This window comes from Streptomyces sp. NPDC053431 (assembly GCF_044544925.1).
In the GTDB taxonomy this organism is placed as follows: Bacteria; Actinomycetota; Actinomycetes; order Streptomycetales; family Streptomycetaceae; genus Streptomyces.
Window position 1 is genome coordinate 342,499 of sequence record NZ_JBITXX010000006.1, and the last position, 19,705, is coordinate 362,203.

Sequence of the window (19,705 nt, forward strand, 5' to 3'; positions counted from 1 at the left end):
CGGCGACGCCGGACCCCCTGCCGGCGGATCCCCCGGTGACGCCGGACCCCCTGCCGGCACCGGACCCCCAGGCGGCGCAGGACCGTCTGGCGGTCGGCCGGCTGGCCGCCACGGTGGAACGCCTGCGCGGTGAGGTGCGCGCCGCGCACGCGGCGGCCGAGGGCCGTGCCCTGGTCGAACTCGCCAAGGGCGTCATCGTCGAGCGCCTGGGGTGCGGCCCCGCCCAGGCGGCGCGGCAACTTGCCGAGCTGGCCGCCCAGGCCGGGCTGTCCCAGCTGGAACTGGCCGCGGACATCATCAACCAGGCGGCCCGCGACCGGGTCGCCGAGGTCGCCGGCGAGTTCGTCAGGACGACCGTCGGCGAGCCCGGCGCTCCCGGCCCGGTCGCCCCGTCCGGTGCCTCGGTCGCCGTGCGCCTGCGTACGGCCGAGAGCGCCGCGCTCAGCGCGGGCGACACCCAGTCCGTCGCCGAGTCGCTGCTCGCCCACGCCCTCGAACCCCTGGGCGCTGTCGCGGTGGCGATCTGGACCACCGGCCCGGACGCCTCGCTGAGCCTGCGCGGCCACGCCGGTTTCGGCTCCGACGAGGCGGCCCGCTGGCACTACGTACCGCCCGGGGTGACCACCGCGGCCCGGCAGGCGCTCACCGGCCGCCGCACGGTCTGGTATCCCTCGCTGGCGGCCGCCGGCATCCCCTCGATCGGACGCGCACGCCACCCCGACGGCGGCCGGGTCGTCGTCCCCGCCGGCACCGGCGGCCGCATCCACGGCGTCCTGGAGATCTGCTGGGCCCGCCCGCTGGACCCCCAGCCGCAGGCCGTGGAGCGCCAGATCGAGGCCCTCGCCGAGCTCTGCGCGCACACGCTGGAAGCACTCCCCGCGCAGGCCGTGCCCGCACCTCCCCTCGTCCCCGCCGGGGACGGACCGCTGGAACTGGCCGAACTCTCCGAGGGCCTCTACGACCCCGCCCTCGTGCTGACCCCCCACCTGGACGAGGCGGGGAGGCTCGCCGACTTCCGCATCCGGCACGCCAACGCGCACTTCCAGGACCCGGCCGGCCGCCCCCGCAGCGCCGTCGACGGGGCGCTGCTCCTGGAGGCGTACCCCGCGACGGCCGGGGAGAGCGAACTCTTCGAGCGGATCGAGCGGGTCTACGCCACGGGCGAGCCCTTCCGCTCCCGGCGGACCCGGCTGACCGCCCTCGTGGACCAGGTGCCGCTCTCCTCGCTCGCCGACATCAGCATCAGCCGGCACGGCGGCAGCGTCCTGCTCATCTGGCGCGTCGAGGACGAGTCGGCCCGCCTCGCCAGCCTGCTGCAGCACGCCCAGCGGCTCGGCCGCTTCGGCGCCTTCGAGGAGGACCTCCTCACCGGAGACATCACCTGGAACGGCCAGCTCTTCGATCTCTTCGGGCGGCAGCGGACGGAGCCGCCCGTCTCGCTGCGTGACCTGGCGGCCCACGCCCATCCCGACGACGCCGACACGATCAGGCGCTTCCTCCACTCGGTGCTGCACCAGCGGCGGGCGGGCTCCGCCGCCTTCCGCCTGCTGCGCCGGGACGGGGTCACCCGACACATCCGGGTGATCGCCGAACCCGCCCTGGGCGCCGACGACGGACTTCAGGCCGTGCGGGGCGCCTACCAGGACATCTCGGCGCAGCACTGGACCGAGGTCGCCCTCACGGCCACCCGCGACCGGCTGGCCGCGACGGAGGAGGAGGCGGCGGAACGCAACCGGCTCACCCTCCAGCTCCAGCACGCCATCATGCCGCCGGTCAAACCGCCGCTCGACGCGCCGGGGCTCGACGTCGCCGTGCGCTACCGCCCGGCCGAGTCCGAGTCCCTGGTCGGCGGCGACTGGTACGACGCCGTCGTGCTGCCCTCCAAGAAGGTGCTGCTCTGCGTCGGGGACGTCGCGGGCCACGGCATAGAGGCGGCCACCGGGATGGTCGTCCTGCGCAACGCCCTGCGCGGCCTCGCCGTCACCGGCGCGGGGCCGGGACAGCTGCTGTCCTGGCTGAACAGCGTCGCCCACCACCTCACGGCCCAGGTCACGGCCACCGCCGTCTGCGGGATCTTCGACCCGGAGAGCCGCACCCTGCGCTGGGCCCGGGCCGGACACCTCCCGCCGGTGCTCGTCCGGGGGAGCGAGGCGGCCGACCTGCCGTTGCTCAGCGGGATGCTGCTGGGGGCCCTCGCCGAAACCGAGTACGAGGAGGCGGAGATCCGGCTGCAGCCCCGGGACACCGTGCTGATGTACACCGACGGCCTCGTCGAACGGCGGGACACCTCGGTCCACGACTCCGTCGCCCAGCTCCTCGCCACGGCCCGGATGCCGGCCGAAAGCCTCGAACGACGCCTGGACCTGATGCTGGCCCGCAGCAAGTCGGACACGGACGACGACACGTGTCTGGTCGGTGTCCAGATGACCTGATCGCCGCCCGCCCCACCGCCCGTCCCCATCATGGAAAGCAGGGAACATGTCCGAGCGAGAACTGAACCTGGATGTCGACGTCACGGTCCGCGACGCCCGCACAGCGGTGCTGTCCGTGGGAGGTGAGCTCGACATGGAGACGGCCGACCGGCTCGAGGACCACCTGACGGAGCAGCTCCGGCAGGGACGGTCCCACCTCGTCCTCGACCTGTCCGCGCTCGGCTTCATGGACTCCTCCGGCCTCAACGTCCTCATCAGGGCGTTCCAGAAGGCGCGCGAGATCGGCGGCGACCTGTACCTCGCCGCGCCCACACCCGCGGTGCGACGCATCCTGGAGATCACCGGAGTCACGACGACGACCCCGCCGCACGCCGACCTGGCCGAGGCGCTGGCCGCGGCCGACGGCACGAGGTAGACGAAGGCCGGCGCGGCCCCGGGCACGGGACCGCGCCCGGGAGGAAGGAAGCGGGAGAACGTGCACGAGATCGCCGACGTCGAGCAGGCGCTGCGCCGGGCGGCTCCGCACCGGTTGGTGGATGTCGTCGAGGACGCCCTGCGGAAGTACTGCGGCGCCCGGCGGGTGGAACTCCGCCTGGCCGACTACGGACTGCGGACGCTCCAGCTCGTCGAGCGCACACCCGGGGCGGCGCCGTCGGTGCCGATCCACGACAGTCCGCAGGGGCGCGCCTTCGGTGCCCAGGAGCCGTACGTCACCCACGGGTCCGGCTCCGTCCTGGTCCACCTTCCCGTCACCGTCCGGGGCGACCGGCTGGGCGTCCTCACCGCGGAGTTGCCCTCGGGGGCCGACCTCGGGGCTCTGCTGCCGGGACTCGGCCAGATCTGCGAGGGGCTCGGCCACGAGATCCTGGTGGCCGAGCGGGACACGGACCTGTACGTCCTGGCGCGGCGGGCGACGCGGCTCACCCTCGCCGCCGAGATGCAGTGGCAGCTCCTCCCCGGCCGCTCGTGCGCCCGCCCGGAGTTCGCCCTCGGCGCCCACCTGGAACCTGCCTACGCGATCTTCGGGGACAACTACGACTGGTCCGTCTCGGAGGGCCGGCTGACCCTGACCGTCACCAACGGCATGGGAGAGGGCATCGAGGCCGCCCTGCTGACCAACCTCGCGATCAACGCGCTCCGCAACGCCCGCCGCGCCGGTCTGGGCCTCGCGGACCAGGCCGCCCTGGCCGACCAGGCCGTGTACGCGCAGTACCGGGGCAGAGCCTTCGTGTCGGTGCTCCTGCTGTGCTTCGACCTGGCCACGGGCGAGGTGGAGGCCGTGGACGCGGGGTCGCCGCGGCTGTGGCGGCTGCGGGGCCACGCCGTCGAGTCCGTCTCCTTCGAGGCGCAGTTGCCCCTCGGCATGTTCGAGGACTCGCACTACGTGCCCGAGCGGTTCACCGTGCTCCCCGGCGACCGCCTGCTGTTCGGCAGCGACGGGGTCTACGCCGCCGTCTCCCCCGACGGGGAGAGCTACGGCGAGCGGGCGCTGGCCCGCGCGCTCAGCGGGACGCGACTGCTCCCGCCCACGCACGTGCCGCAGGCGGTGCTGCGGGAGCTCGCCACCTACCACGGCGGCACCCCGCTGGAGGACGACGCCCTCGTCGTCTGCCTCGACTGGCACGGGCCCCCGTCAACAGTTGCCGTGTGACAACTGTATCCTTGGGGCAACACCTGGCTCGTGCCCGGTTGAACGCAGCGAGGATGACCGGAGGGTGGCGATGGGGACAGGGGATGGGCGGCCGGCCGGAGCCGGCGGCGCGCGGAGATCAGGCCGAACTGACGTCCTTCAGCGGCGTGCCGGGGCGTGACGAGGCCGCCGGCGCGCCCTCTTCCAGTGCCTCCTGGAACCCGGTGAGCCCCCGCAGCAGCGCCTTGCGGCTCGTCGGCGACATCGCGCCGATGACCGCGAGCAGGGCCTCCTCGCGCTGGGCCCGGAGGTCCCGCAGGTACGCCTTGCCGTGGGCCGTCAGGTGCAGCTCCAGCTGCCTCCGGCTGACCGGACTGGGCAACCGCTGCACAAAGCCCAGCGCCTCCAGCCGATCGCACATGCGGCTCACCGAAGGCGGCGCGGAACCGAGCAGGTCGCCCAGCGTCCGAAGGCTGATGCCCTCCTCCCGGTCCAGGCTGTACAGCACCCGCAGCTGACTCGCCGACACCGGCGTCGGCGACACCATGTCCCGGCCGCGCTCCCACAGCACCTCCAGGAGCTCGATGAGCTCCCGGGCGGCCTGAGTCGTCTGCTGCGGCTCCCGCGGGGACGGGGCGGGGTCGGTGTTCATGCCTGCCCACACTCCTCGGGCGTCCGGGGCCGAGGTCGTCGGCCTTCCGACGGACCGGTCATCTCCACATCTCTCCAGAAGGCGGTACGGATTCGGTGGATCGACACGTGACAGTGGAGAGCGCACTGCGCGGGGCGGCACCACACCTCCTTCTGGACTCCCTCCGTGTCAGTCTCGCGCGGCACTACGCCGCGTCATCCGCCGACCTGCTGCTCATCGACTACGGGCTCACGTCCCTGCGGCCCGTGGAGCCCGTACAGACACCGGCCGCGGTGCGGCACGGGCCCGTGGACACCGGGCCCGCCGGTCGCGTCTTCCGCACTCAGCAACCATATCTTTTCCGTGATGACGGGCCCACGGCGACCGCGTACCTTCCCGTCACGGTCCGCGGCGACCGCTTCGGCGTCCTGGTGGTCGTCCTGCCCGCGGGGCGGGCCACCCCGGAGGCGACCGACGGCCTCGGCCACGTCGCCGAGATGCTCGGCCACGCCCTGCGCGTCGCCGACCGCCACACCGACCTGTACCGCAGAACCCGCCGGACACGCGCCCTCAGCGTCGCGGGGGAGATCCAGTGGGACACCCTGCCGGGCCGCGCCTGCACCGGACCGGCATTCGACCTGCACGCCTACTGGGAGCCGGCCTACACCTCCGGCGGACATGTCCTGGACTGGAGCGTGACCGAGGACGAGCTCCAGGTGGTCGTCGCCAACGGCGCCGGCCCCGGCACCCCGGCCGCGCTGGTCAGCACCCTCGCCCTGAGCGCGATCCGCAACGCCCGGCGGGCCGGACTCGACCTGGTGGGACAGGCCAGCCTCACCGACCAGGCGCTCTACGGGCAGTACCGGGGAAAGAGCCCCCTCGCCGCCCTGCTGCTCGGCTTCGCCCTGGCCACGGGCGATCTCGAGGTGGTCGACGCCGGCTCGCCGACGGTCTGGCGGACCCGCGGGGCCGTGACCGAGCGCATCGAGCTGGACCGCCAGCTGCCCCTCGGCATGTTCGAGGACACCGTCTACGCCACGCAGCGGCTGAGCCTCCTGCCCGGCGACCGGCTCGTCATCGTCGCCTGCGACCGGGACGAGTCCCCGACCGGCCGGGACGACGAGGCGCCCGAGGGTCCCGTCCTCCGGGCCCTGACCCGGACAAGCCACCTGAGCTGCGCGGACGCCCCCGGGGCCGTCGTACGGGCGCTGCGCGAGACGCCCGGGGACGTACCGGACGCCGTCCTCGTCCTCTGCCTCGACTGGCGCGGGCACGAGGCGGGTGGTTCCGGTGCGGTCACCCACAGGGCCGGGGACCCCCTCCCGCCGCCCGCGCTGGGCTGAGAAGGTGGTGGTGCGCGTGGCCCCGGATGCCGTCGGTGTGGGAACCGCCAAGACGGGAAAGGCGGAGTACGAGGTGCCCAGCGCGCCCACCACGCCTGACGAGGGGAGTACCAGGGCCATGACGGACGCGATCACGGCGGAGCGTGCCGCACCGGAGCCCCTGCTGTCCGCCGGTGCCGTCTACGACGACGCCGACGGCGGCGCGATCGCGTCCGCCCGCGCCTTCACCACTGACTTCCTCGCGGCGGCCTCGGCCGTCCGGCCCGCACCGCTGACGGACGAGCGCGTCGATCTGGCGAAGCTGGTGGTCAGCGAGCTGGTGACCAACGCGGTCCGGCACGCACCCGGCCCGTGTCGCCTGGTGCTGGAGCTGCGCGAGGACACCCTGGAGATCTCGGTGATCGACCGCGCGGCGGCCGCCCCCGTACCCCGGGGCCACGACCCGCGCCGCATCGGACAGCACGGCGTCGAGATCGTCGTCGCCGTCTGCGAGAGCGTGACCGTGGAGCCGCACCCCACCGGAAAGCGGGTCCGGGCGTGCCTCTCCCTGCTGCCGGGGGCCGCCGGGCGCGGGACCGGGAAGTCCGGCGCCCGCCGGCAGACGTCGGCCCCTGAGGCGCCCGCGTAGGCCCGCTCCCCGAGTTGAGGCGCCCGCGGGGGCGCGCCGACCCCTGAGGCGCCCGAGCGTAGGCCGGTCCCCAAGGCGCCGGCGTCGGCCCGCCGGCCCCTCAGGCACGCGCGTAAGCCCGGTGAGTCACCCGCGCAGGCCCGGCGGTACGCCGCCCGCCCGGTCGGCGCTCACCGCCTCTCCTCCGCCCCGCGGCGCAACCGGCGCCGCAGAGAACGGCGTTCGTTCTCGGTGAGGCCGCCCCACACACCCGTCACCTGCCGGGACTCGTCCATGGCCCAGCGCAGGCACTGGTCACGCACCGGGCAGCGCCGGCAGACCTTCTTGGCCTCCTCGGCCTGGGCGAGAGCGGGGGAACCGGCCCCCACCGGGAAGAACAGATCGGGGTCGACCTCCCGGCAGGCCGCGGCCATGCGCCAGCTGTCCATGTGCTTCTCCTCCTGACGGATGCGTCGGGAATCGTCTTCGTTCGGGTCACCGCCTCTCCGCACTTGAAACGGCGCGGCCGGGATTCGTCCGCGCGGGATTCGTCCGACGAGGACGGGGCACCCGGAGGGTCGATCGAGAGGAGCGAGGGACATGACCACAGCGGGGCCGCACGCGGCCGGGACGGGGAGAGCGGTGCGCGGCGAGGCCGTACGGGCGGCTGCCCGGGCGGGGTTCGCGGCGCGGGGCGTGCTGTACCTCCTCGTCGGAGCACTCGCGGTACGGGTCGGCCTGACGGGCGCGGACCAACAGGCCGACCGGGGAGGCGCCGTGGCGCAGGTCGCCGCCGCCCCCTTCGGAGCCGTCCTCCTCTGGACCCTGGGCGCCGGCCTCGCCGGGATGGCGGCATGGCGGCTGTCCGAAGCGGTCTTCGGCGCGTCCGGCCCCAAGGGCGACAGAACCTGGAAGCGCGCCCTGTCCGCCGGACGCTCCCTCTTCTACGCCGGCTCCGCCTTCCTCGTCCTCTCCTTCGCGGCGGGCGAGCGGGGGAGCGGTGCGGGCTCGACCGACCGTCAGAGCCGTGACGTCACCGCCCGCCTGCTCGAACTGCCCGGCGGCCGGTGGTGGACCGGCGCGGTGGCGGTGGGCGTGCTGGGGGCCGGGCTGTGGATCGCGGGCCGGGCGGTGCTCCGCACGTACCGGGACCGTCTGGAGTGGGGGCGGCTGACGACGTATCAGCGTCGCCTCATGGACGTGACCGGCGTGGTCGGCGGCATCGGACGCGGTCTCGTCCTCGCCGCGCTCGGCCTCTCCGGCCTGAAGGCGGCGACCGCGTTCGACCCGCGTCAGGCCAAGGGCATGGACGACACGATCCGTTCCTTCGCGCAGACCCCGGCGGGCCCCTGGCTGCTGCTCGCCGTGGCCCTCGGCCTCGTGCTCTTCGGCGTCTTCTCCTTCGGCCAGGCGAAGTGGCGCCAGGTCTGACCCGCCCCCCGGGAACGCCCGGCCCGCTCCGTCAGTCGGGGGCCGCCTCCGGCTCCGGGGCAACGGCGTCCCAGGGTGCAGGGGAGACCGAGGCGGTCCAGGCGTCCAGAGCGGTGCCGTCGACGCAGAGGATCCCGCACGAGGCCGCGTACTCGAGCGCCGGAACGGTGAACGAACTGGTCGTCACCAGCACCGCCACATCGGCACCGTGAACCGTGAAGCAGGTGCCGCCGAAGCGCTGGAGGTCCGGGGAACCGACGCGGTGGTCCGGCGCGTACCGCTTGCACTGGAGCACGACCCGCCGGCCGTCCGCGGTGGTCGCCACGACGTCGGCGCCGAGGTCACCCGCCCCGCCGACCACCTCCACGGCCCCGCAGCCGTCCCGGACGCAGAGCGCCGCGACGGTGTGCTCGAACCCGTCGGCGTCGGCGGCGGAGTGGTCCAGCGCTTCGGCGTCCACGACGGGCGCCTCGACCGGCACGCCTCCTCCACCGGCAACGGCTCCATCGCCCCGCGCGGGTACGGCGACCGAGCCCGCCGCTTCCCCCGGTATGCGCCGCAAGCCGCCGTCACCGCCGTCGCCGGGCCGCCGACGCACTCCGCCGCGCCCCGGCGCGATGCTCCAACGCGCCATCGCCACCCCGACACCGAGCACCGTCAGCAGCATCACCAGCACGACGGGAGCGTGCACGCCCGCGGCCCGCGCCGTCTTGAGGAACAGCGCCGCTCCGCCGACGACCGCCCCCGCGAGACCGACCGCGAGCACCACGTCCCGTCCGACGGCCACCGGACCGCCCCGGAACACGCCCCGCTCCCGACCACCGTTCGCCGCCATGCGGCCCCCTTCCCGACTGGTGTGTCAGAACCGGGTGACCGCGAACACGGCGCCGAAACGCCTCCGTCGGCCACGAGTTCCGACCATCCGGGGCCGGGAAAGTAATCCTTCCGTGAAGCCGATGTGCCGGGAACGTGAGGGTATGGGCACAGCGCCGCCCCGAGGCCCACCGGGAGAGGGGTTCGCTTGATGTGCGGCGTGGCCTGAGGAAGGCTGGAAGGACGAGCTGTCGTCGAGCGGGAAGGTGGCGGGCCACGACAGGCGGCCACGCATATGACTGTTTTCGAAGACGAGTCCGGTCGGACCAGGGGCACATCCGCGGCGGTGAGCACCTCCTGGCTCCGCTCGCCCCATCCGGCGGTGGTGGCCGACCACGAGGGCGAGGTCGTGGAGTTCAACGACGCCGCCGCCGACCTCTTCCCGGCGATGGGCGTCGGCTCGTGCCTGGACGAGGTGGTCCCGCCCTGGCTGGCCGAGGCGCATCGACGCCTGGCCCGTCCGGCGCCGCAGCGGACGCGGCCCCCGGCGGCCTCCGCCCGGGCGGCGCACCCCGCTCTGCGCGGGCGTCACGAGGGACGGCTCCTGCGGGCCCACCCCACCCGGTCCGGGCACGGTGACGTCGCCTGGTGGCTGGTCGACGACTCCGACCTGGTCGCCGCCGAGGAGGCCCTGCGGACCGAGCAGGAGCGCACCGCGCTCCTGGCGGACGCCTCCACCCAGTTGCTGGCCTCGCTGAACCCGGACCGGTGCCTGGAGAAGGCGGCCCAGCTCGCCGCGGCCCACCTCGCCGACGTGGCGCTGGCGATCGCGCCACCCGTGCGGAACCGGTACGGCGTGGTCACCGCGATCGGAGAGCGGGTCACCCGGCGCCAGGTGGCGATGGATCCCACGGCGATGCCCGGCCTGGCCGAGGCCCTCCAGGGCTTCCCCCCGGTGCCAGCCCGGTGGATCGACCCGGCGGATCTGCCGGACTGGGCCGTACCCGAAGGCCTCGAAGGAACCGTCGGATCCGTCGCCGTCACACCCCTCCCCGGCCACGGCGTGCCCGCCGGCGTGCTGATCCTGCTGCGGCGCAGCGGCCACACGGCCTTCGACGCGTCGGAGGAACTGTTCGCCCGGCTGTTCGCCGCCCGCGCGGGCGCCGCGCTCTCGGCCGCCCGCATGTACGCGGAACAGGCGCGCATCACCCGCGCGCTGATCGCCGAACTCCTCCCGCCGCAACTCCACCACGTCCACGGCGTGGACTTCGCCGGCGGTTACCGCACCTCCCAGGAGACGGAGCGGATCGGCGGCGACTTCTACGACGTCCACGCCGGGGCCGACGCCGACCAGGAATCGCTCGCGGTCCTCGGCGACGTGTGCGGGAAGGGGCTCGACGCCGCGGTGCTGACGGGCCGGATCCGCAGCACCCTCCACGCGCTGCTGCCGCTCGCCGGCGACCACCAGCAGGTCCTGACGTTGCTCAACGGCGCGCTCCTGACCTCCCGTCACACCCGCTTCGCCACGCTGGTCCTGGCCTCGGTGCGCCGCTCGGGCGGCCGGGTGCGGCTGCGGCTGACCAGCGCCGGCCACCCCGGACCGCTGATCCTGCGCACCACGGGCGAGGTGGAGGAGGCGAACACCCGCGGAACCCTGGTGGGCGCGCTCCCCCAGGTCACCTCCCGGTCCGCCACCGTGCACCTGGCGCCCGGGGAGACCTGCCTGCTCTACACGGACGGGATCACCGAGGCCCGGGGCGGGCCGCTCGGGTCGGCCATGTTCGGCGAGGAACGGCTCCGGACCGCCCTGGCCGAATGCGTCGGACTCCCGGCCGAGGCCGTCGTCGAGCGCCTGCAGATGCTCGCCGGCGACTGGGTGGGCAGCGGTCCGCACGACGACATGGCGGTCGTCGCGATCACCGCACCGCACTCCAACCATCTGACCGCGGTGAACGGCCACACCCGGGGCAGGTACACCGGATGACCACGCACACCACCCCCTCGTCCACCGACGCCGCCGGTCTCGTCGACACCCGCGAGCGCCTGTGGGCGGCCCTCGAAGAGAGGGACGAAGGGGCGGCCGCGGCAGCGGTGTTCGACGCCTGCGAAGCGGGGGTCCCACTGGAGGACGTCCTGCTCGACGTGATCGGTCCCGTCCAGGCCCGGGTCGGCAGGGAATGGGCCGCCGGACGCCTCACCGTCGCCCAGGAACACGCCGCGACGGCCATCCAGGACCGCGTCATCGCCGCCCTCGCCCACCGCACCCCCCGACACCGCCCCGCCGGACCGCCCGCCCGACGGGAAGGCGGCAGAGCCCCGCGGCGCGTCACCGTCGCCTGCGTCCCCGGCGAATGGCACGCCCTGCCCGCCCGCCTCCTCGCCGAGGTCCTGCGCGCCCGGGGCTTCGTGGTCGACTACCTCGGCGCCCAGGTCCCCACCCCCCACCTGATCGCGCATCTCCACCAGAACGGTGCGGACGTCGTCGCGCTCTCCTCGTCCCTGCCCGTCCGCCTGCCGGCGGCCCACGCCGCCGTCACCGCCGTCCAGGCCATCGGGATCCCCGTCCTCGTCGGCGGAGCCGCCTTCGGCCCCGACGGCCGGTACGCCCGTCTGCTCGGTGCCGACGGGTGGGCGCCCGACGCCCGGGCCGCCGCCGACCTCCTCGCCGGCGGGCTGCGGCGCCCGGAGACACCTCTGCCCGCCCCGGGCCACGACCTGCCCCATCTCCTCGACCAGGAGTACACCCTCGTCACCCGCACCCGGGCCCGGCTCACCAGCGACGTCCTCAAGGGCCTGGAGGACAGGGTCCCGGCCATGGCCGCGTACACCGACCAGCAGCGGGAACGGACCGCCGAGGACATCGCCCACATCGTCGACTTCCTCGCCGCCTCCCTCTACACCGACGACGCCGAGCTGTTCACCGGCTTCCTCACCTGGACCGCCGAGGTCCTCCGGGTGCGCGGCGTCCCCACCGCCGCCCTGCTCGCCGCGCTCGACCTCCTCGCCGACGCGCAGCGCGACTTCCCGCGCGCACAGGCCCACCTCACCGCCGGACGCCGCGCCCTCACCCGCGTCCCCCCGCCATCGGCCCCCGGACCCCAGGCATGACGACATCCTCCGACAACACCTTCGAACTCAAGGCCGCCACCGGCGTCGACGGCGTCCTCCACGCGGAGCTCGCCGGCGATTTCGCGTGGGACGCCACCGACGAACTGCTGGACGTCGCCCGCGCCCACCTCTCCGCGGCCCCGGACCCCTCGGACATACGCCTCGACTGCGCCCGGATGACCCTCTGCGACTCGATGGGCCTCTCCGCCCTGCTGGCCCTCCACCGGGACACCGCCGCGGCCGGAGTGCGCCTGCACCTGGAGCGCAGACCCCCCTTCCTCGACAGGCTGCTGCTGCTCACCGGCACCTACGAGCACCTGACAGGCCGGCCGGAGGCGGCCGGCGCGAGCGGCCCCGACGGCACCGCCCCCGGCGGCGAGGCGGACGGCCCCCCGCTGCCGTACCCCTGACGGGGCCCCCGACCCCGGCCGGCCCGGTGTCCGCCGGGCGGCCGGGCGCGGGGTCACCGCGTCAGCTCGGAGGCCAGCAGGTCCATCAGCAGTCCGTCGTGCCAGCTGCCGTCCGCGCCCCGCTCGTACTGCCGCATCACGCCGACCGGCCGGAACCCGGCCTTCTCGTAACAGCGGATCGCCGCGTGGTTGTCGGCCGCCGGGTCGATGACGAGCCGGTGGTGGCCGAGCTCCTCGACCAGGTGGCGGGCGAGGGTGCGGACGGCGTCCGTGCCGAGGCCCTTGCCGTGCACCGAGGGGTCGAGGAAGAGATCGATCCCGGCGTGCCGGTAGTCCGGCTCCTCCTCGGAGTACCACTGGATCATCCCGACGATCCGGTCGAGGTGAAGAACGGTCAGGCAGTGGGTGTCCGGGTCCGCCAGATCGGAGGCGACCTCCGCCGCCATGTCGTCCCCGCCCCGCCACCGCGCGCGGACCTCGGGGGTGGCCCGGACAGCGGCCAGGGCGGGGACGTCTCCGGGGACGGAAGGACGCAGGACGACGACCGAACCACGCAACTCGTTCATGCGCACCAGCCTGCCCCGCGAGCCGGGCCGAGGGCTACCCGCGCGTCGCGTTCCACCACCTCACCGGCCGAAAGCCGCTCACCGCGGCCCCCTACCGCCCCGCCGTGCCGGGACACAGCCGCTCACCGCGACCCCCGCCGTGCCGGGTCCGGACCGGCGGGTGATGCTGGGGGCATGGCTGGCGCATTCCGGCGACGCCCGCCGCCCGCCTACCGGGCGGCGGCGCGCAGGGCGCTGCGCGTCACGGTCGCCGCCGGTGCCGGGTTCTACCTGCTCCTGTACGGCTTCGACTCGACGGTCGGCGCGACGTACGCGCTGTTCGGCGCGATCGCGATGGCCGGCCTGTCCCACCTCCCCGGCTCCGGGCGCCAGCGGGCCCGTCTGCTGGTGGGCGTGATCCCGGTGTGCTGGTTCCTGATCACGCTGGGCACCTACCTGTCCGTGCGGACCTGGACCGCGGTCGTCGGCATGCTGGTCGTGGGGTTCGCGCTGGCGTTCATGGGCGTCGGCGGGCCGCGCTTCGCGGGCGCGGCCACGGGTCTGCAGCTGATGTACATCCTGCCGTCGTTCCCGCCGTACGACCCCGGCTCGCTGGGCGAACGGCTGGCGGGGGCGACCCTGGGGCTCGTCCTGCTCGTCCTCGTGGAACTGACGCTGCTCCCCGAACCCGCGGCCCTGCCCTACCGCGAACGGGCCGCCCGGGCCGCCGACGGCGCGGCGCGCTGCGCGGACGCCCTGCGCTCCGCGCCGTACACGCTTTCGGAGGCCACCCGGCACACCGCCCAGGCCCTGAGCTCGGGGCTCCGCTCCTCCCGGGTCCCGGAGGCGGAACGGCCGGCCGGAGCGGGGGTACGGCAGCGGGCACTGGCCCACACCGGCCTGGCGACGCGCACCCTGCTCGGCCGGCTGACGGTGCTGCCGCCTCCTCCTCCGGGTGCGGTGCCGCCCCGCCTGGCCGGGGACGGGGGAGAGGCGGCCGGGGCGGGCCCGGCGGGCGCGGCCGGGGCCGCGGGCGCCAGGGATGCGGACCCGCTGGGGGCGATCGCGGAGGTGGCGCGGGAGACCGCCGCCCGGCTGCGGGGCCGAGCCCCCGACGACCGCGCGCGAGGCCACCTGGGGCAGGCCCGGCAGGCCCTGACGGCGGCCGAGGACGGCACCCCCGCCGTGCTGCGGCGCAACGCGGCGCTCCTGGAGGTGGCGGACGCGGCGCTCGCGATGTCCACCGCCGCCGACATCGCCGTACGGGGCCGGGCGGCGGACGTGCCGGCGCCGGGCCGCTTCTGGTACGCGCGGCAGCGGGCGCCCCGGCTGTGGTGGCGGCGCCTGTCGGGCCACGCCGGCGGAAGATCGGTGTTCTTCCAGAACGCCGTGCGGATCAGCATGGCGCTGGCGGCGGCCCGGTTGATCGCGGGCCTCGACACGCTTCCGCACGGTTTCTGGGTGCTGCTGGCCACCCTGACGCTGACCCGCACGACGGTGCGGGAGACCCGGAAGACGGAGCGGGTGGCGCTGACCGGCACGCTCGTCGGGGCGTTCGTCGCGGCGGCGCTGCTGGCCCTGGTCGGCACCGACATCGCGGTGTACGCGGTCGCGCTGCCGCCGCTGATGCTGGTCACGTTCACCCTGGGGCCGGTGAAGGGCGTCGGCTGGGCCCAGGCGCTGTTCACCGTCGTGGTCGCCCTGGTCTTCGCGCAGTTGGCACCGGCCACCTGGCAGCTCGCCGAGTTCCGGGTGCTGGACGTGCTGACCGGCAGCGCGATCGGTGCCGTCTTCGGGCTGCTGGCCTGGCCGCGGGGCGCCCACGACGAGCTGCGGCGGTCGGTGGCGGTGCTGCTGCGGATCGCCGCGGAGATCGTCGTGTCCACGACCGCGCAGATCGCGGCGGGCGGGCGGCGCACGCCGGTGGTCACCGCCCCGGGCCACCGTTCGCTGCAACACGCGCTCGTCCTGGCGGAGTCGGCGTACGCGCAGTACCAGAGCGAACCCGGGGCGCCCGCCCCGCAGGGAGCCGGTCAGGACTGGCAGGCCGCGCTGATCGCCGGGCACCACACGTTGTGGGGCGCCGACCGGCTCCTCGTACCGCCCGAACCGTTGGTGGCCCCGCCGCTGGGGCCGGACGCCGCGGAGTCCGTCGTCCGCGCGGGCGACCGGGTGGCGGCGGGCATGCTGCTGGTCTCCGCCCGTATGGACCCGACGGGGGACACCGCGCAGACGCCCGTACCGCTCCACGCCCCGACGGCGTACACCACCCTCGCCGACGACCCGCCCGGCGCGTCCCGCGGGTACTACGCGACCGTCTCCTGGCTGGCCTCACTGACGACAGACCTGGAACGGCTCGCCGACGACAGTGGTGCGGGTGCGGGTGCGGGTGCCGACACCGGCGCCGGAGCGTCCGTCGGCGGCCGGCGTGCGCGGCGGCCGGGGCGCGTGACGTAGTGCGGGAGGCAGGCGCGCACGGCGCAGCGGGGGAGCAGGGCGCGCGCGGCGCGGTACGCACGCGGCGGCGCCCGGGCGACCTGCGCACCTCTCGCCCGACGGCCGGTTCTCGTGGTTTCGACGCTCCTTCCGCCGGCCCTCCCTCCGTCTGTCGCGGCGTGTTCGTCCCGACGGACGACCGCGAGGGCCGCCGCTCGGCAGGAGAGGGGTTGCGGATCCCGCCACGCGGGCAGGTTTGAGGCGTTGCTCAGGGGGGCATTTCCGGCCGTCGGTGGTGCGGGCGACATCTGCCCTGCCTGCCGCCGAACCGGCAGTCGACTCGGACGGCAGGGAGGAGCCCCCGGCCCGCCCTGTGCCTCGAGGGAGATGGAGTGACCATGACCGTGCGTGCCGTCGAACTCCCGGAGCTGTGGATGCCTCATCCCCTGCGGGTCAATCCGCACCTGCCGGCTCTGCGGGCGGAGAGCGAGAGCTGGGCTCGTGAGATGGGCATGCTGATCGACGACGAGGGCGGGCCGTCCCACCGCGCCATATGGACCCGGCACAAGTTCCAGGCCATGACGGTCGACGCGCTCACCGCGTGGACGCTCCCCGACGCCGCCCCGGACGACCTGCGTCTGAACCACCGCTTCAACATCTGGGCGTTGGCGTGGGACGACTACTTCGCCGCCACCTTCAAAAGGACCGGCGACCTCCGGGGCGCACTGGAATTCACCGCCCGGCTGCACGCCTTCCTGAGCCCGCAACGCGGGCAGGGACAGCCGGAACCCGTGAATGCCGTCGAGCGCGGCATCGCCGACCTGCAGCGACAGCTGTTCCCCCCGAAACTGGCGCACTGGCGACAGGAGTTCAACCGGGCGGTGGCGCGATACATCGACGCCGGGGTCGAGGAACTGGCCAACAGCCGTGCCGGTCGTGTTCCCCACCTGATCGACTACGCGCCGTTCCGGCGCGAGAGCTTCGCCGCTCACACCGCCCCCTACTCCGTCGAGCTCTCCACCGGGGCGCGAATACCCGAGCGGATCCGGAGCGGCCGGACGATGCGCGGATTACTCGCCGCGTTCATGGACGTCATGGGGCTGGCGAACGACATCGCCTCCTACGAACGGGAGGTGCACGAGGAGCGTGACGTCAACAACCTCGTGGTGGTGATGGCGGCGTCACTGGGGATTCCCCTCCGGGAGGCCGTACCCGCCGCCGTCCATCTGGTGAACACCCGCATGCGCGACTTCGAGCAGCTCCGGCGGGAGGCGGTCCGGCTGCCGGCGCGGGCGTCCGGCCCGCACCCCGAGGAGAGCGCCGAGCTGGAGACGTGGATCGAGGGCGCCTGCGGCTTCCTGTCAGGTCTCTACGCCTGGTACACCGGGGCTCCCCGGTACGTCTCCGCCGAGGCGCCGCCCGAACCGGGGTACCGAGCGGGTGCCGACACGCGTGCGCCGGCACCCCCTTCGGCCGTCGGGCTGGGCGCGGAAGCCCGGCCCTGACGCGCCTATCGCCTGAGCAGGAGCCGTCCGAGGCGTGCCCACCACGGGGGCCGGGCGTCAGGCCCGCGGTCGGACGCGGGGACGGTTCCCGGCGCGGCCGGCGGGGCGGGCACCGGTGCCGTCGCCGACGGCGGGCCGCTCCGCGGCGGCGGCGCCGGGAGCGGCACCGGAAGCTGCTGGTTCCGCGGGGGACGCGCGGCGAACGCGACGGGCAGGGCTGTCAGATGCCGGGCCCAGGTCGAGGAGCGCCAGGTGAGCTCCTCCTCCGGGACGGCCAGGGCGATGTCTGGAAGCCGGGTCAGCAGGATGTCGATGCCGGTGTCGGCGATGATGCGGCCGATGTCCTGGCCGGGACACTCGTGGCTGCCGGCGCTGAAGGACAGGTGGGCCCGGTTGTGGTGCACGGGCGTCGAGGGATCCGGACGGATCGCCTTGTCGACGTTTCCCGCGGCCAGGCCCAGCAGCAGCATGTCTCCCGCCTTGATGGACTGCCCGCCGAGGGTGGTGTCCCCCCTGGCGTACCGGGACGGGCACACCATCAGCGGGGGCTCGTCCCACAGGACCTGCTCCACCGCTTCCGGCAGGGTCATCTGTCCACCGGCCAGTGAGCCGCGGAACCGCGGATCGGTCACGACCATGCGCAGCACGTTGGACATGAGGTTGGCGGTGGTCTCGTACCCGGCGAGCAGGATGAGGCGCAGGTGCTGCACCACCTCCTCGTCGGTGAGGCCGGCCGGGTGGGCCAGCAGGGCGGAGGCGATGTCCTGGCCCGGCCTCACGTGCTTGTCCCTGACGAGCTGTTCGAGGCTCTCCACCACGATCGCGTTGCTGGCGAGCGAGGTCTCGGTGGCCTTGAAGAGGTCCCGCGCGGCGTGCACGAGCCGAGGGGTCCCCTCGTCGGACATGCCGAGCAGATGCGTCAGGGTGAGCATGGGCAGCAGCTCGGTGAACGTACCGACGAGCTCGGCCTCGCCGCTCTCGCAGAACGCGTCGATCAACTGGTGGGCGAAGCGGTTGATGTGGCGCCGCAGGCCACGGTGGTCGAACTGGTCGAGCGAGGCGGTGACGGCGCTGCGCAGACGCTGGTGCTCCTCGCCGTCCGCGCAGACACAGTCCGGACGCCAGCCGATCATGGGCACGAGCGGCGAGGTGGCGGCGTCGATCTCCCCGCTGGTCCAGCCGTGCCAGAGCCGCGGATCGCGGGAGAACTGGGTGGACCGGGTGGCCACGTCCCGGTTCTCGAGGTAGCCGAGGACGAGCCAGGCGCGTACGTCACCGTCCAGCAGGACGGGCGCCACCGGACCGTGGGCGGCGCGCAACTCCTCGTACAGGCCCATGGGGTCGGTCTCCGCGGCGGAGCCGAAGAGCCGGACCGCTCCGCCGGGCCCGGTGGCGGCATGGGCCGGGCACCCCGGCGGCGGCAGCATTCCGGACTTCTCCGTGGTGTGTTCGGGGGGTGGAACGGTCATGCGGTCTCCTGGGCGGCGAGGGTGCACAGGTAGACCATCAGCGAGAGGAGGGTGTCGCGGCAGGACGCCCGGTCCCGCGCGTCACAGGTGACGAGGGGTACGGAGTCGCTGAGGGCCAGAGCCGTGCGCAGTTCTTCTTCGGGGTACTGCGGTGCGTCGGGGAAGGCGTTGACGGCCACGATGAAGGGGACGCGGCGGTCCTCGAGGCGGGTGACGACCTCGAAACAGACTTCGATCCTGCGGGTGTCGACGAGGACGACGGCGCCGAGCGCGCCTTCGAAGATTCCGTTCCACAGGAACCAGAAGCGCTCCTGTCCCGGAGTCCCGAACAGGTACAGGACCAGCTCCCGGTTGATGCTGATCCGGCCGAAGTCCATCGCGACGGTCGTGGTGTGCTTGCCCGCCGCGCCGGGATTGTGGTCGATCCCGACGCCGGCCTGCGTCATGGTCTCCTCCGTGGTGAGGGGAGGGATCTCGCTCACCGTGCCGACCATGGTCGTCTTGCCGACGCCGAAGCCGCCGACGACGACGAGCTTGACCCCCCTGGCACCGGGAGCCAGCAGCACGTCGGTGTCGCGTGGTCCTGTCCTGGGTCCGTCAGAGCTTGCGTAGTCCATGAATCACCGCCTCCAACAGGCCGCGGTCGGGACAGGCCGCGACGGGCACGGGTGCGATCGCCTCGACGCGTCCGTCCTCGACAAGCTGGGACAGCAGCGTGGTGACGACGCTGAACGGCAGGCTGAGGTAGGCCGAGATCTCGGCCACCGACAGCGGGTACTGGCACAGGGAGAGGATGGCCGCCTGCTCCGGCTGCATCGAAGGTTCGGGTTCGGACCTCGTCGCGATCAGGGTGACGAGGTCGAAGGCCTCGGCCGAGGGCCCCGTGCCACCGGTGATCACGTAGAGCGGAACGGGGGTCCCCTCGTCCCAGGGGGAGTTGCTCTCCGAGGTCACATCGCCTGCCGGACGTCATCTCGAGGCGGGCTGGTCATGTGCTGACCGATCCGTACCACCAGAGTCCGCATCCGGTCGCCGAGCAGACCGGCGTCCACCTCCGCGTCCGCCAGGACGGCGAGGTACGCGCCGGGGCCGGCCGCCATCAGCGAGAAGTACCCGCCGTCGGCCTCGATCCCGACCATGCGCGTCGAACCGTCCCCGTGCGGGAACATCTGCGCGATGGCCTTCGCCAGGCTCTGGATGCCGGAGCAGGCGGCGGCGATCGCGTCGGCCGTGTCGGACGCCGTGTTCGCCTGGCCGATGCAGAGGCCGTCCGAGGACAGGACGACGACGTGTCGTACGTGCGGCACGCCGCCCACGAGCTCGTTGAGCATCCAGTCAATGTTGG

19 protein-coding genes are annotated in these 19,705 nt (G+C 74.2%); 11 read left to right on the forward strand and 8 right to left on the reverse strand.

Annotated features, from left to right (window positions below; translation table 11 throughout):
* Nucleotides 1–17 precede the first annotated feature (17 nt).
* The 3 genes from ACIGXE_RS18060 to ACIGXE_RS18070 are packed head-to-tail and all read left to right on the forward strand — an operon-like array spanning nucleotide 18 to nucleotide 4,083.
* Nucleotides 18–2,432 (forward strand): SpoIIE family protein phosphatase, encoded by a 2,415-nt coding sequence (locus ACIGXE_RS18060; protein ID WP_399748502.1) that lies wholly within the window; start codon nucleotides 18–20, stop codon nucleotides 2,430–2,432.
* Between the two features lie 46 nt (nucleotides 2,433–2,478).
* Nucleotides 2,479–2,847 (forward strand): STAS domain-containing protein, encoded by a 369-nt coding sequence (locus tag ACIGXE_RS18065; RefSeq protein ID WP_399748396.1) that lies wholly within the window; start codon nucleotides 2,479–2,481, stop codon nucleotides 2,845–2,847.
* 60 nt (nucleotides 2,848–2,907) lie between these two features.
* Nucleotides 2,908–4,083, forward strand: coding sequence for a PP2C family protein-serine/threonine phosphatase (locus ACIGXE_RS18070; protein WP_399748398.1), 1,176 nt, complete (start codon nucleotides 2,908–2,910; stop codon nucleotides 4,081–4,083).
* Between the two features lie 118 nt (nucleotides 4,084–4,201).
* Here ACIGXE_RS18070 and ACIGXE_RS18075 read toward each other — a convergent pair whose 3' ends face one another.
* Nucleotides 4,202–4,714: a MarR family winged helix-turn-helix transcriptional regulator gene (locus tag ACIGXE_RS18075; RefSeq protein WP_399748400.1), complete on the reverse strand. Its 513-nt coding sequence runs from the start codon at nucleotides 4,712–4,714 to the stop codon at nucleotides 4,202–4,204.
* Between the two features lie 107 nt (nucleotides 4,715–4,821).
* Between ACIGXE_RS18075 and ACIGXE_RS18080 the strand changes: the two genes are divergently transcribed.
* Together ACIGXE_RS18080 and ACIGXE_RS18085 are read left to right on the forward strand one after the other, a co-directional pair.
* Nucleotides 4,822–6,036 (forward strand): PP2C family protein-serine/threonine phosphatase, encoded by a 1,215-nt coding sequence (locus tag ACIGXE_RS18080; protein ID WP_399748402.1) that lies wholly within the window; start codon nucleotides 4,822–4,824, stop codon nucleotides 6,034–6,036.
* Nucleotides 6,037–6,154: 118 nt separating this feature from the next.
* Nucleotides 6,155–6,664, forward strand: a complete 510-nt coding sequence (locus tag ACIGXE_RS18085) for an ATP-binding protein (RefSeq protein ID WP_399748404.1) — start codon at nucleotides 6,155–6,157, stop codon at nucleotides 6,662–6,664.
* 170 nt (nucleotides 6,665–6,834) lie between these two features.
* Here the strand turns inward: ACIGXE_RS18085 and ACIGXE_RS18090 are convergent, their stop codons facing one another.
* Complete coding sequence (locus ACIGXE_RS18090; protein WP_399748406.1) at nucleotides 6,835–7,092, reverse strand: WhiB family transcriptional regulator; 258 nt, start codon at nucleotides 7,090–7,092, stop codon at nucleotides 6,835–6,837.
* Nucleotides 7,093–7,243: 151 nt separating this feature from the next.
* Between ACIGXE_RS18090 and ACIGXE_RS18095 the strand changes: the two genes are divergently transcribed.
* The gene (locus tag ACIGXE_RS18095; RefSeq protein ID WP_399748408.1) at nucleotides 7,244–8,074 is read left to right on the forward strand and encodes a DUF1206 domain-containing protein; all 831 of its coding nucleotides are present in this window, start codon (nucleotides 7,244–7,246) and stop codon (nucleotides 8,072–8,074) included.
* A 31-nt stretch (nucleotides 8,075–8,105) separates the two neighbouring features.
* Here the strand turns inward: ACIGXE_RS18095 and ACIGXE_RS18100 are convergent, their stop codons facing one another.
* Nucleotides 8,106–8,909 (reverse strand): restriction endonuclease, encoded by an 804-nt coding sequence (locus ACIGXE_RS18100; protein WP_399748410.1) that lies wholly within the window; start codon nucleotides 8,907–8,909, stop codon nucleotides 8,106–8,108.
* Between the two features lie 273 nt (nucleotides 8,910–9,182).
* Between ACIGXE_RS18100 and ACIGXE_RS18105 the strand changes: the two genes are divergently transcribed.
* The 3 genes from ACIGXE_RS18105 to ACIGXE_RS18115 are packed head-to-tail and all read left to right on the forward strand — an operon-like array spanning nucleotide 9,183 to nucleotide 12,405.
* Nucleotides 9,183–10,871 (forward strand): SpoIIE family protein phosphatase, encoded by a 1,689-nt coding sequence (locus ACIGXE_RS18105; protein ID WP_399748412.1) that lies wholly within the window; start codon nucleotides 9,183–9,185, stop codon nucleotides 10,869–10,871.
* The gene (locus ACIGXE_RS18110) at nucleotides 10,868–11,995 is read left to right on the forward strand and encodes a B12-binding domain-containing protein (protein WP_399748414.1); all 1,128 of its coding nucleotides are present in this window, start codon (nucleotides 10,868–10,870) and stop codon (nucleotides 11,993–11,995) included. The genes ACIGXE_RS18105 and ACIGXE_RS18110 overlap by 4 nt, the downstream gene beginning before the upstream one ends.
* The gene (locus ACIGXE_RS18115) at nucleotides 11,992–12,405 is read left to right on the forward strand and encodes an STAS domain-containing protein (RefSeq protein WP_399748416.1); all 414 of its coding nucleotides are present in this window, start codon (nucleotides 11,992–11,994) and stop codon (nucleotides 12,403–12,405) included. The genes ACIGXE_RS18110 and ACIGXE_RS18115 overlap by 4 nt, the downstream gene beginning before the upstream one ends.
* A gap of 53 nt (nucleotides 12,406–12,458) precedes the next feature.
* Here ACIGXE_RS18115 and ACIGXE_RS18120 read toward each other — a convergent pair whose 3' ends face one another.
* Complete coding sequence (locus tag ACIGXE_RS18120; RefSeq protein WP_399748418.1) at nucleotides 12,459–12,971, reverse strand: GNAT family N-acetyltransferase; 513 nt, start codon at nucleotides 12,969–12,971, stop codon at nucleotides 12,459–12,461.
* 174 nt (nucleotides 12,972–13,145) lie between these two features.
* Here ACIGXE_RS18120 and ACIGXE_RS18125 point away from each other — a divergent pair, with 174 nt between their 5' ends.
* Nucleotides 13,146–15,407, forward strand: a complete 2,262-nt coding sequence (locus ACIGXE_RS18125; protein WP_399748420.1) for an FUSC family protein — start codon at nucleotides 13,146–13,148, stop codon at nucleotides 15,405–15,407.
* 377 nt (nucleotides 15,408–15,784) lie between these two features.
* Nucleotides 15,785–16,891: a hypothetical protein gene (locus ACIGXE_RS18130; RefSeq protein WP_399748422.1), complete on the forward strand. Its 1,107-nt coding sequence runs from the start codon at nucleotides 15,785–15,787 to the stop codon at nucleotides 16,889–16,891.
* A 5-nt stretch (nucleotides 16,892–16,896) separates the two neighbouring features.
* On the opposite strand, the gene ACIGXE_RS18135 is transcribed toward ACIGXE_RS18130, so the two are convergent.
* The 4 genes from ACIGXE_RS18135 to ACIGXE_RS18150 are packed head-to-tail and all read right to left on the reverse strand — an operon-like array spanning nucleotide 16,897 to nucleotide 19,691.
* Nucleotides 16,897–18,360 (reverse strand): cytochrome P450, encoded by a 1,464-nt coding sequence (locus tag ACIGXE_RS18135; protein WP_399748424.1) that lies wholly within the window; start codon nucleotides 18,358–18,360, stop codon nucleotides 16,897–16,899.
* Nucleotides 18,357–18,977, reverse strand: a complete 621-nt coding sequence (locus ACIGXE_RS18140) for a GTP-binding protein (RefSeq protein WP_399748426.1) — start codon at nucleotides 18,975–18,977, stop codon at nucleotides 18,357–18,359. Before ACIGXE_RS18140 ends, ACIGXE_RS18135 begins: the two co-directional genes overlap by 4 nt.
* Nucleotides 18,958–19,314: a DUF742 domain-containing protein gene (locus ACIGXE_RS18145; RefSeq protein WP_399748428.1), complete on the reverse strand. Its 357-nt coding sequence runs from the start codon at nucleotides 19,312–19,314 to the stop codon at nucleotides 18,958–18,960. Before ACIGXE_RS18145 ends, ACIGXE_RS18140 begins: the two co-directional genes overlap by 20 nt.
* A complete protein-coding gene (locus ACIGXE_RS18150; RefSeq protein WP_399748430.1) occupies nucleotides 19,311–19,691 on the reverse strand; it encodes a roadblock/LC7 domain-containing protein in 381 nt (126 codons plus the stop codon). The genes ACIGXE_RS18145 and ACIGXE_RS18150 overlap by 4 nt, the downstream gene beginning before the upstream one ends.
* Between the last annotated feature and the right edge of the window lie 14 nt (nucleotides 19,692–19,705).